Raw genomic sequence first — 11,871 nt, forward strand, 5'->3', positions numbered from 1 at the left:
GTCACAAAGGATGTAACGAGGTATGTGAAACAACCCCATTCGGCCGGATGCTAAATGGACGTTAATTAAATTTACTTGAAGATCATTAACATGACAGAATCTTTTGCTCAACTCTTTGAAGAATCCCTAAAAACAATCGAAACTCGTCCAGGTGCAATCGTTCGTGGCGTTGTTGTTGCTATCGATAAAGACGTTGTTCTGGTTGATGCAGGTCTGAAATCAGAATCTGCGATTCCTGTAGAACAATTCAAAAACGCGCAAGGCGAATTAGAAATCCAAGTGGGTGACGAAATTGACGTTGCTCTGGACGCGGTTGAAGATGGCTTCGGTGAAACCGTTCTGTCTCGTGAGAAAGCTAAACGTCACGAAGCGTGGCTGATGCTGGAAAAAGCTTACGAAGAAAACGAAACTGTTGTTGGTATCATCAACGGTAAAGTTAAAGGTGGTTTCACTGTTGAACTGAACGGCATTCGTGCGTTCTTACCGGGTTCACTGGTAGACGTTCGCCCAGTTCGCGATACAACTCATCTGGAAAACAAAGAGCTTGAGTTCAAAGTCATCAAATTAGACCAAAAACGTAACAACGTTGTTGTGTCTCGTCGTGCGGTTATCGAATCTGAGAACAGCGCAGAACGTGATCAACTGTTAGAAAACCTGCAAGAAGGCATGGAAGTTAAAGGTATCGTTAAGAACCTTACTGACTACGGTGCATTCGTTGATCTGGGCGGTGTTGACGGCTTACTGCACATCACTGATATGGCTTGGAAACGTGTTAAACACCCAAGCGAAATTGTCAATGTTGGCGACGAAATCACTGTTAAAGTCCTGAAATTCGACCGTGAGCGTACTCGCGTATCATTAGGTCTGAAACAACTGGGCGAAGATCCATGGGTAGCTATCGCTAAACGTTATCCAGAAGGTACTAAACTGACTGGTCGTGTAACTAACCTGACTGACTATGGTTGCTTCGTAGAAATCGAAGAAGGCGTTGAAGGTCTGGTACACGTTTCTGAAATGGATTGGACTAACAAAAACATTCACCCATCTAAAGTTGTTAACGTTGGTGATGTTGTTGAAGTTATGGTTCTTGACATCGATGAAGAACGTCGTCGTATTTCACTGGGTCTGAAACAGTGTAAAGCAAATCCATGGCAGCAATTCGCAGAAACTCACAACAAAAACGACCGTGTTGAAGGTAAAATCAAGTCTATCACTGACTTCGGTATCTTCATCGGCTTAGACGGTGGTATTGACGGTCTGGTTCACTTATCTGACATTTCTTGGAATGTTGCAGGTGAAGAAGCTGTTCGTGAGTACAAAAAAGGCGACGAAATCGCTGCAGTAGTACTGCAAGTTGACGCTGAGCGTGAGCGTATCTCTCTGGGCGTTAAACAATTATCAGAAGATCCATTCAATAATTACCTGTCTGCTCACAAAAAAGGTGCTATTGTTTCTGGTAAAGTAACTGCTGTTGATGCTAAAGGCGCAACTGTAGAATTAGCTGACGGCGTTGAAGGTTACCTACGTGCTTCAGAAGCTTCACGTGACCGCGTTGAAGATGCAACTCTGGTTCTGAATGTTGGCGATGCTGTAGAAGCTAAATACACTGGTGTTGACCGTAAAAACCGCGTTATCAACCTGTCTGTTCGTGCTAAAGACGAAGCAGATGAGAAAGACGCTATCGCTTCTGTAAACAACAAAGAAGAAGCTGGTTTTTCAAACAACGCTATGGCTGAAGCTTTCAAAGCAGCTAAAGGCGAATAATTTAAGTTATTAACGGAAGGCAACGAGAGTCGTTGCCTATTTATCGGTAGTCTAGGGAGGTAATATGACCAAGTCTGAGTTAATCGAGAGACTTGCAGGCCTACAATCTCATCTTTCGGCTAAGACGGTTGAAGAAGCTGTAAAAGAAATGCTTGATCATATGGCTGATACTTTGGCTGATGGTGAGCGTATCGAAGTCCGCGGATTCGGCAGTTTTTCTCTACACTACCGTGCGCCGCGTACGGGTCGTAACCCGAAAACTGGTGATAAGGTAGAGCTGGAAGGTAAATACGTTCCACACTTTAAGCCAGGTAAAGAGTTACGTGACCGTGTAAATATTTATACGGAATAATAGTTTCCTATCAAATAGGCATAAAGTTAGTAAACTTTTTCAAAAACGGTGCTTCGGTGCCGTTTTTTATTGGTTATCGGTTGGTATTAAGTTACGTTCTACTATTCTCTATTCACTATTCTCTATTCTCTATTCTCTATTCTCTATATTCTTTATCACTTCTCTATATTCTCTTTATTAGCGATTGTTGTAAGACATTGGGCTTACCTTACGTGATCTTTATCTATTTGGCTTGAGTTAATTTTGATATTTGCCGTTATTCCATCACTTTTTAGAACAACTTCGCAAAAAATAGTGTATGCGCTTAAAACGAAAGTTTTTATTAAAAGAGAGTTCGAAAAAAATACGATTTTAACTATCTTAGATAACAATTTAACAGCATGATATTACAAGGAAAAATTAATTACATGGATGTAAAATATGATTTTATTAGTCAAGATAAAATATATTTATAGAAATAAAATAGCGTTAATAAAATGGCATTATCTATATGCTAAATATATTGCAATGCTAGGGCTAAAACCTCTTAATATAGATTATCTTGCCGTTATCATTATATTAAGTTGCTTACCTTTACTTATTCAACGTGAAACACTGAGTTTATCCCTGAGTTATACACTGATTATCGTAGGGATATTGTTATATTTAATTCCTTTTTCATACTTACGTTTTTTGTTGCTATTACTCTGTTTTTGGTGCTATGCAAACAGTACTGCCTCCTCTTTAATGGTCAAAACCTCTCAACTTGCTGACACCATTGCCACAATAGAAAGCGCAATTCTAGAATATCGTCGCTTGCCGGATAGCAATATAATGATTAAAGTTGCTATTCCTAAACAGCATCTCTTTTCTGCTAAACTCTATGCCAATATATATTGGCGTCATCCGCCTAAAAATGTCGTAGTCGGGCAAACATGGCTGTTTAAAATTCACTTTCGTGCAGTACATGGTTATTTAAATGAGGGAGGATTTGACAGCCAAAAATATGCCGTTTCAGTAAGAGAAACATTGTCAGGAAAAATATTATCAGCCACATTAACGAATTCTCACCTTCCTATTTATACTCAATTTATTCACTATCTTTCATCTTATTGGCAAGCCACAAAAAATAGTGGTGAAATCACAGCATTAGTGTTAGGTGATAAACGAGGTATTTCTGCCGAAAATAAAATACTTTATATGAAAACAGGTATTTCGCACCTTATTGTGATTTCAGGGCTGCATATTGGCCTTGCTGCTCTGTTTGGTTGGCTGATGGCGAGAGGAGTACAATATCTTTTCCCAACGCAATGGATTAACCCACAATTTCCTTTGGTTATTAGTTTAGGTTGTGGTGTTTTTTATGCGGCTTTATCAGGATGGGGGATCCCCGCAACCAGAGCGATAATAGGCCTAACTATTTGGGTTTTACTCCATTGGCGTAGTGGACTTTTTTTACCTTGGCAGTGGGCGATTTGGAGTGCGGCAGTGATTTTATTGCTTGATCCGCTCGCCATATTATCCGCTAGTTTTTGGTTATCCTTTTCTGCGGTATTTGCCATCATTGTTTGGTATTGGCTCTATCCATTAAATAAAAGATTTAGCCAGCAAAAACGTTGGTTTGTTATTAGACTCATTCATTTGCAACTAGGGCTATTGATCATCTTATTACCTTTTCAATACTACTTATTTGGTGGTGGTAATCTTTTTAGTTTGCTTGTTAATTTATGGGCTGTGCCTATTATTTCGTTTATTACCGTACCACTTATTATGTGTGGGCTATTTACTGCCTTTTTACCTGTTCTACAACCTATTATTTGGTCATGGGTTGATCAGTCTATCAATTGGGCATTTTTCTGTGTGCCTTATTTTCTTGCGTATTGGCAACCCTGTGGCGCTGTCCCCTGGTTATTTGCATTAAGCGGTATTATGACTCTTTTAGTTATCAAAATGAGCTGGTGGCGTCATCATGTGATTATTTTGATCACTATTGCTACTTTTTTATATTGTGAACTGTCTTTCTCTAAACGTTATGATTGGCGAATAACCATGTTAGATATTGGACATGGTTTAGCTATTATTATTGAAAAAGAGGGAGAAGCGGTTATCTATGACACAGGGATACGCTGGAAAAGTGGTGGCACTATTGCTAAAAATGTCATTATTCCCTATCTAACGCATCATCGATTACAGCCTGTTGCCATGATAATTAGCCATGATCACCTTGATCATACCGGTGGTATTGACGACTTATTACGTGCTTATCCCAAGTTAACTATCCGTAGTAGCTTTGACAATCCCCAACATTTACCGTGCTTACAAGGGGGAGTATGGCAATGGAAAGACCTTACTTTCAACGCGCTCTGGCCGCTGACATTATCTCGCTCACCTAAAAATAATGATTCTTGTGTAATTTCATTAACGGATGGTAACAGTGTTATTTTATTAACCGGCGATCTGGAAAAAGAGGGGGAAGCGCAACTACTGAGAAGGAAAAAAGCCTATTTAAAAGCGGATATTTTACAAGTTCCTCATCATGGTAGCCAAACATCATCCACATTGGCGTTTATTCAAGCAATATCACCAAAATATGCACTAGTTTCTGCTGCACGTTATAGCCCTTGGCGTTTACCTTCTGATAAAGTACATAACCGTTATAAAAAAGAGGCCATTGATTGGCTAACAACATCGATAAATGGGCAAATTTCTATCGAGTTTAAACACGGAAAGATTGATGTAGTCACCTATAGACGAGATATTTTACCTCGTTGGTATCATCAGTGGTTTGGTGTTTTGACGTTTCCCGAGTAGAATAGCCCGCTATTTATTAAAAGTTTGGTAATATATATGAATGATATAGACCTATCAACGTGGCAAACATTCCGACGCTTATGGCCGATGATTCGGATCTTTAAAGCGGGGTTGTTTGCTGCAGCAGGCGCATTAATCATAAATGCGGGTGTTGATGCATTTATGATCTCTTTATTGAAACCTCTGCTTGATGAAGGCTTCGGTAAAGCAAGTAATGATGTATTAAAATGGATGCCTTTAGCCGTTATTGGCCTGATAGTTCTGCGTGGTATATCTAACTTTATTTCTAGTTACTGCCTTTCTTGGGTATCAGGAAAAGTCGTGATGAATATGCGCCGTCGGCTGTTTTCTCATATTATGGGAATGCCGGTGAGCTTTTTTGATCAGCAATCTACAGGTACGTTATTATCACGTATTACCTATGATTCAGAACAGGTCGCTTCATCTTCATCAGGGGCTTTGATCACTGTTGTCCGTGAAGGGGCTTATATCATCGGCTTATTTGGCTTGATGTTCTACTATAGCTGGCAGTTATCACTTATCTTGATTGTGATCGCACCTATTGTGGCGGTGGTGATCAGAATGGTATCAACACGCTTTAGAACCATCAGTAAGCGTATCCAAAATAGTATGGGGCAGGTGACAACAAGTGCTGAACAAATGCTTAAAGGCCATAAAGAAGTCTTAATTTTTAATGGTCAAGAAGTTGAGAATAAGCGCTTTAATCATGTTAGTAACCATATTCGTCGCCAAGGTATGCGTATGGTGGTGGCATCTTCTATATCAGATCCCATTATCCAGCTTATTGCTTCTTTTGCTTTAGCCTTTGTTTTATATGCAGCCAGTTTTCCTGAGATTATGGATACCCTGACTGCAGGGACAATTACGGTGGTCTTCTCTTCAATGGTCGCTTTAATGCGCCCATTAAAATCATTAACTAACGTTAATGCTCAATTCCAACGAGGCATGGCTGCTTGCCAAACATTATTTGCTATCCTTGATATGGAACAAGAGAAAGATACCGGCACCCTTGAGCTGAAAAAACCAACAGGTGATATTGAGTTCCGTAATGTCACTTTCCAATATATCACCAAAGATACACCTGCTTTGAAAAATCTGTCCTTCACTATTCCTGAAGGGAAAACAGTGGCACTAGTAGGGCGTTCAGGCTCAGGTAAATCTACTATTGCAAACCTCCTCACTCGTTTTTATGACGTTAACGAAGGGGAGATTTTGATCAATGGTCACGATATTCGTGATTACACATTAAGATCACTACGTAATCAGGTTGCGTTAGTTTCACAAAATGTGCATCTGTTTAATGAAACGGTAGCAAACAATATTGTTTATGCTTGTGAAGACCAATATACCCGTGAGGATATCGAGAAAGCGGCTAAAATGGCTCATGCTATGGACTTTATCCAAAAATTAGATAATGGTCTCGATACTGAAATTGGTGAAAATGGCGTGTTGTTATCAGGTGGTCAGCGTCAACGTATTGCCATTGCAAGGGCACTATTGCGTGATGCGCCTATTCTTATTTTAGATGAGGCAACTTCAGCATTAGATACTGAGTCAGAGCGGGCAATTCAAGCCGCACTTGATGAACTGCAAAAAAATAGAACATCATTAGTGATTGCTCACCGTCTATCAACCATTGAAAAAGCAGATGAAATTTTAGTGATTGAAGATGGGGAAATTGTTGAACGTGGTGCTCATCTTGATTTAATTGAGCGAAAAGGCGTTTATGCTCAGCTACACAGGATGCAATTTGGCAAATGATTGAGCGGATTTGGTCTGGTAAATCGTGGTGTTACCTTCTTTTATTGCCTTTTTCATGGCTCTATGGGGCGATCAGCCTTTTTAGGCGTTTTGCCTATAAACAAGGCTGGTTATCCTCATGGAAATCCCCCGTACCTGTTGTTGTGGTAGGTAACTTAACGGCGGGAGGTAATGGTAAAACACCAGTGGTGATTTGGCTTGTTGAGCAATTAAAAGCACAAGGCTTTAAACCTGCGGTTGTTTCTCGTGGTTATGGCGGGAAATCAGACCAATATCCTTTATTATTGTCGCCAGAAACACAGCCGGCCGTTGCAGGAGATGAACCGGTTTTAATTTATCATCGCACTGGCGTACCTGTTGCCGTTGCACCTTCTCGCAGTGATGCAGTCAAAGCGCTATTAGCGCAATATGATCTTGATATTATTATTACTGATGATGGATTACAGCATTATGCCCTACAGCGAGATTATGAAATCGTTGTTATTGATGGACAACGGCGTTTTGGTAATGGCTGGTGGTTGCCCGCAGGGCCGATGAGAGAGCGCGCTCATCGTCTTGATTCTGTTAATGCGGTTATTGTCAATGGTGGTGATTGTCAAGCGAATGAAATAGCGATGAGTTTAGAGGGAGAAATCGCGGTAAATCTAAAGACAGGTGAGAAAAAAGCCATTACTGAGTTGGGTAATGCAGTTGCTATGGCAGGGATTGGTCATCCTCCTCGTTTCTTTAATTCCTTGCAAGATAAAGGGGTTAAGTTAATTGCAACTAAAGCCTTTAATGATCATAGTGAATATACCCTACAAGAGTTACAAATACTGACGCCTCACCAAGAGCCTCTGATTATGACAGAAAAAGACGCAGTTAAATGCCAGCATTTTGCGCAAAACAACTGGTGGTATTTGCCTGTCAGTGCGGTATTGAAAGATCTATCTGTGCTAAATCAAGTCAGCCAATTAGTGACAACGCGAAAAAAACTTGTATATGATCTGAAACAATGATATTTATAATGGAAATCAGGATAGCGTTACATAAAGATTACCTACCCACTAATCGCATACCGCTTTTGTCGTAGTTCAATTTAACTCGCTAATACCCTATCTACTCAAAAGCCTTGTGTGGAGAGTTTTTAGATCTTTATTGTAGAGTTAATATTGTTATGCTGTGGATATTATTTATGCTTGATAGTTAAAATGCTTTCGAATAGAAATTACTTTATCATTTATATCAAGCAAGTTTATTGATAGGTACAGGCAACAATATAGAACATGTCATATATTTGTCATGAATATTTTGTAGTTTAGTGTCTGTTCAATAAATAGTTATCTAATTTAGCTATCACGATTTTGAACATTTATATTGAATAATAAAATGCACTACTTAAATTAATGTGTTCAGAATTTAATGGGGTTTTATATAAGAAGACTTAATAAAAAGTAGAATGCATGTGTATAGAAGATAAAAACTATACAAAGAACAAAAGGAGTTTATCTATCATGACATTACAATTAAGAATGGGTCGCGTAAAATGGTTTGACAATAATAAAGGATATGGTCTTATTGTTGCAAAAGATCTTGAACAAGATATTTACGTCAATAAAAAAGCGATTGCCAATACAAAAAATAAAGCACTAACCGAAGGCCAAGACGTTGAGTTTTCTGTTATCAAAACAGCAGCAGGTCTAGAAGCCGCTGATGTTATCGGGTTCTAAATAGTCGACACCTATAATAAATGGGTGAGACCATGTTTTAACCTATTGATTTAATTAAAATCTATCATTACGTTGATGCAAAAAGGATAAAATAAGACGTTATCACTGATTGCTCAAGGTAATATAAAATGGTTGCCACGTTAATTAGAATGCAATAAAGATAATAAAAAGGTTAAATTATTATCAATAAAAGCGGAATGTAATTCTTTATTAATGATGTTGCAGACAAAACGATAAAAGGCCACATTATTGTGGCTTTTTTGTTGCTTATAGTGAAAAAGAAAATAGTAAATTTATTAATAGAGAAAATATTTAGCGAATAATTACCAAACCCGCGGTGTAGAGTATTAACGCTGATCCTTCCTTATGATATCCTTTTATCCTATAACATGATTAACCCTTGTGAGGGACAAAATGGATCACCGCTTACTCGAAATTATTGCTTGCCCAGTTTGCCATGGCAAACTTATCTTTGATAAAGAAAATTCAGAGCTTATCTGCAAAATTGATCATCTCGCTTATCCTGTTCGTGACAATATTCCGGTTCTACTAGAGAATGAAGCCAGAGAGTTGTCATTAGAAGAGGAAAAATAACCTAATGTTTACGGTCATTATCCCAGGTCGATATGCGTCGACTCGGTTACCCGGTAAGCCACTTGCTGATATTCATGGCAAACCGATGATTGTTCGTGTTATGGAACAAGCAAAGCGTTCAGGTGCTAAACGTGTCATTGTTGCAACTGATAACTTAGATGTGGTTCGCGCTGTTGAACAAGCGGGTGGAGAAGCCTGTATGACCCGTGAAGACCACCATTCAGGTACAGAGCGTTTAGCTGAGGTTATCGAAAAATATCAATTCGCAGATGATGAGATAATCGTTAATGTACAAGGCGATGAACCACTCATTCCACCCGCAATTATTACGCAAGTGGCAGAAAATTTAGCTAATTGTGGTGCAGGTATGGCAACTCTTGCTGTGCCTATCGTCGACTCAAAAGAAGCCTTTAATCCTAACGCTGTAAAAGTGGTTATGGATGCGAAAGGTTTTGCACTGTACTTTTCTCGAGCCACTATTCCTTGGGAAAGAGATCGTTTTAATCTCTCTCATGATGAAATAGGCGAGCATTACTTACGTCATATCGGTATTTACGCTTATCGTGCAGGCTTTATTCGTCGTTATATTACTTGGGAGCCAAGCCCATTGGAGTCTATCGAAATGTTAGAGCAGCTGCGTGTATTGTGGTATGGCGAGAAAATCCATGTAGCAAAAGCGCTTGAAGTACCGGGTGTCGGGGTTGATACTCAAGATGACTTAATTGCCGCGAGAGCCGCTTTTCGGGCACTAAACCAAGAGTTCTAATATTTGCAGTATATTGCAAATTAATGTTTAACGGCACTGGTATTCAGTGCCGTTGTTGTTTTCTACCATCGATAAAAAAGAGGATTGATTATTTTTTTACCTAATGATCTCATTCTTCATACGCTATTTTATGCCATTGTCAGCTTCATTTTTATTCTCAACAACCGCCTCTACACTAGATGGTTCGCTAGGTTTTATGGTTTGCCAAATCGAGCCGATAAATTCATACCATGCTCGCTCACTATGCTGAAAATAATACGCGGAAGGGGTATATTTTTCCCAAGGATGCAGAGGGGTAGTAATGGCTAGCTGATTAGCAGGTGCAACAATAGGGTGCATACCTCTAGCTAAAAAGAAACGTTCTGCCCGCGCTAAATGGTTTGCTGAGGTCACCAATAAAAAAGGTTGTTTACCGATAAGTTTATCCACTTCATACGCTTCTTCTTCGGTATCTTTAGGTTGAGAAAGGGCGATCGTTTTTTCTGCTGGAACACCTAATGATTGTGCAACTTGTGCAGCCACTTCGGCGCTACTTATTTTATTGACGCCGGCACCACCGGTAAAAATTAAGCTGGCATTAGGATAACGATAATAAAGCCTTACGCCTTCAGCAACACGAAATAAGCTATTATTTAGCAGGTTAGCACTAGGTGCCCATTCAGGGTTATAAGTAAAACCGCCCCCTAAAACGACAATGTAGTTAACATCTTGTGGTGAGTTTTCGCGTAATTCATAACGTGCTTGATACGCTTTTTCACTCGGCATCAATAGAGTATCTGCGACAGGTTGCATGCCTAACAGCGTAAGTAACACAATCACGATAGTGAGTACGCTTTTTCCTGTTTTTTGCCAACGAGTAAACCACAGTAAAATAAGCGCAAAAAAAGCAATTATTAATAACAGCGGTAGTGGCATGATTAGGCTACCAAGATATTTTTTGAGCAAAAACAGCATAAATCTTCCTAAGTTGAGTGAAATGTCAGCAACTGAGAGTAAAAATCTAGTGAAAACTAGGGGATTGATAAAGCATTGTGTCAAAATAGCGTATAAGTATAGTTTTTACTAAATGCTAACGAACAGAAATACTCACTAATTTAGAAATTGTAAAACGATAAACGTTTGAGCGTTAATTTTTTCATTAATAAGCGTTATATTTATACTGCGCTTTGCGAATAATCTGATTCATGGCTTATTTTGTGATTGAAAACAGCCAGTATCATCGAACACTGGTAAAATTGTTGTCTTTGTTTACCTTCAGTACAGTGTCTCATATTTTTGAATTTATCAGAATGCAAAGAGCGCAAGTAACAAGTTGTTATCATGAGGCGTTTTAATGTCAGACCGTAATTTTGACGATATTGCTGATAAATTCTCTCGCAATATCTATGGCACAACAAAAGGAAAAATCCGCCAAGCGGTGATTTGGGATGATTTACAACAATTATTAACTCAACTCCCTGATCGTCCGTTGCGTATTTTAGATGCGGGGGGTGGTGAAGGTTATTTTTCCAGACAACTGGCAAAATTAGGGCACCAGATAATTTTATGTGATCTATCACAAGAGATGCTTAACCGCGCACAAGAAGCGGCTATTGATGAAGGTGTTGTCAATCAAATGACGTTTATTTGTTGTGCAGCACAAGAGATAAACCAGCATCTAGATGATGGTGTTGACTTAATTCTATTCCATGCCGTATTAGAGTGGATCACAGATCAGAAAAACGCCATAAATGTACTTACCGATATGCTACTTCCTAATGGTATCCTATCGTTAATGTTTTACAATGCGAATGGCATTGTCATGAGAAATGCTATTTTGGGAAATTTCCATTTGGCAAATCCGGAAATACCACGCAGAAGAAAACGCTCATTATCCCCACAAAATCCGCTACAACCTGAGGATGTTTATCAATGGTTAGCGTCATTTTCAATGACGATTTTAGGAAAAACGGGAGTGCGTGTTTTTCATGACTATTTGCAAAGTCGTCAGTTGCAAAATAAAGATTTTCCAGCGTTGCTTGCCTTAGAGCAACGCTATTGTCGGCAAGAGCCCTATATCAGTCTGGGGCGTTACATTCATGTCATGGCACAAAAGTGTGTAAATTAAGGATGTA

Annotated in this window: 10 protein-coding genes; 9 read left to right on the forward strand and 1 reads right to left on the reverse strand. The window is 39.2% G+C overall.

Annotated features, from left to right (window positions below):
- The first annotated feature begins 90 nt into the window (after positions 1–90).
- The 8 genes from rpsA (at position 91) to kdsB (ending at position 9,757) form a co-directional block, all read left to right on the forward strand.
- Entirely contained in the window at positions 91–1,764 is a 1,674-nt protein-coding gene (rpsA, locus tag AACQ49_RS17185) for a 30S ribosomal protein S1 (RefSeq protein WP_004244586.1), read from the forward strand.
- A gap of 64 nt (positions 1,765–1,828) precedes the next feature.
- Positions 1,829–2,116: an integration host factor subunit beta gene (ihfB, locus tag AACQ49_RS17190; RefSeq protein ID WP_004244587.1), complete on the forward strand. Its 288-nt coding sequence runs from the start codon at positions 1,829–1,831 to the stop codon at positions 2,114–2,116.
- Between the two features lie 420 nt (positions 2,117–2,536).
- Positions 2,537–4,906 (forward strand): DNA internalization-related competence protein ComEC/Rec2, encoded by a 2,370-nt coding sequence (locus AACQ49_RS17195; RefSeq protein ID WP_049212419.1) that lies wholly within the window; start codon positions 2,537–2,539, stop codon positions 4,904–4,906.
- A 36-nt stretch (positions 4,907–4,942) separates the two neighbouring features.
- Positions 4,943–6,688, forward strand: coding sequence for a lipid A ABC transporter ATP-binding protein/permease MsbA (msbA, locus tag AACQ49_RS17200; RefSeq protein ID WP_004244589.1), 1,746 nt, complete (start codon positions 4,943–4,945; stop codon positions 6,686–6,688).
- Positions 6,685–7,686 carry a tetraacyldisaccharide 4'-kinase gene (gene lpxK, locus AACQ49_RS17205; protein WP_004244590.1) on the forward strand — a complete coding sequence of 334 codons (1,002 nt, stop codon included), beginning with the start codon at positions 6,685–6,687 and terminating at the stop codon, positions 7,684–7,686. The genes msbA and lpxK overlap by 4 nt, the downstream gene beginning before the upstream one ends.
- 495 nt (positions 7,687–8,181) lie before the next feature.
- Complete coding sequence (locus AACQ49_RS17210) at positions 8,182–8,397, forward strand: cold-shock protein (protein WP_004247631.1); 216 nt, start codon at positions 8,182–8,184, stop codon at positions 8,395–8,397.
- 414 nt (positions 8,398–8,811) lie between these two features.
- Entirely contained in the window at positions 8,812–8,991 is a 180-nt protein-coding gene (locus AACQ49_RS17215) for a Trm112 family protein (RefSeq protein ID WP_004244593.1), read from the forward strand.
- A 4-nt stretch (positions 8,992–8,995) separates the two neighbouring features.
- Positions 8,996–9,757 carry a 3-deoxy-manno-octulosonate cytidylyltransferase gene (kdsB, locus tag AACQ49_RS17220; RefSeq protein ID WP_004244594.1) on the forward strand — a complete coding sequence of 254 codons (762 nt, stop codon included), beginning with the start codon at positions 8,996–8,998 and terminating at the stop codon, positions 9,755–9,757.
- A 123-nt stretch (positions 9,758–9,880) separates the two neighbouring features.
- Here kdsB and elyC read toward each other — a convergent pair whose 3' ends face one another.
- Positions 9,881–10,711, reverse strand: coding sequence for an envelope biogenesis factor ElyC (elyC, locus tag AACQ49_RS17225; protein WP_017827043.1), 831 nt, complete (start codon positions 10,709–10,711; stop codon positions 9,881–9,883).
- 379 nt (positions 10,712–11,090) lie between these two features.
- On the opposite strand from elyC, the gene cmoM reads away from it, so the two are divergent.
- Positions 11,091–11,864 carry a tRNA uridine 5-oxyacetic acid(34) methyltransferase CmoM gene (cmoM, locus tag AACQ49_RS17230; RefSeq protein WP_004244596.1) on the forward strand — a complete coding sequence of 258 codons (774 nt, stop codon included), beginning with the start codon at positions 11,091–11,093 and terminating at the stop codon, positions 11,862–11,864.
- The last annotated feature ends 7 nt before the right edge of the window (positions 11,865–11,871 follow it).

The organism is Proteus sp. G2675 (genome assembly GCF_963886535.1).
In the GTDB taxonomy this organism is placed as follows: domain Bacteria; phylum Pseudomonadota; class Gammaproteobacteria; order Enterobacterales; family Enterobacteriaceae; genus Proteus; species Proteus mirabilis.

Bases quoted from the DNA above. Each gene is read 5' to 3' on its own strand.
- rpsA (WP_004244586.1), top strand. From the start codon at position 91: ATGACAGAATCTTTTGCTCAACTCTTTGAAGAATCCCTAAAAACAATC.
- ihfB (WP_004244587.1), top strand. From the start codon at position 1,829: ATGACCAAGTCTGAGTTAATCGAGAGACTTGCAGGCCTACAATCTCAT.
- AACQ49_RS17195 (WP_049212419.1), top strand. From the start codon at position 2,537: ATGATTTTATTAGTCAAGATAAAATATATTTATAGAAATAAAATAGCG.
- msbA (WP_004244589.1), top strand. From the start codon at position 4,943: ATGAATGATATAGACCTATCAACGTGGCAAACATTCCGACGCTTATGG.
- lpxK (WP_004244590.1), top strand. From the start codon at position 6,685: ATGATTGAGCGGATTTGGTCTGGTAAATCGTGGTGTTACCTTCTTTTA.
- AACQ49_RS17210 (WP_004247631.1), top strand. From the start codon at position 8,182: ATGACATTACAATTAAGAATGGGTCGCGTAAAATGGTTTGACAATAAT.
- AACQ49_RS17215 (WP_004244593.1), top strand. From the start codon at position 8,812: ATGGATCACCGCTTACTCGAAATTATTGCTTGCCCAGTTTGCCATGGC.
- kdsB (WP_004244594.1), top strand. From the start codon at position 8,996: ATGTTTACGGTCATTATCCCAGGTCGATATGCGTCGACTCGGTTACCC.
- elyC (WP_017827043.1), bottom strand. From the start codon at position 10,711: ATGCTGTTTTTGCTCAAAAAATATCTTGGTAGCCTAATCATGCCACTA.
- cmoM (WP_004244596.1), top strand. From the start codon at position 11,091: ATGTCAGACCGTAATTTTGACGATATTGCTGATAAATTCTCTCGCAAT.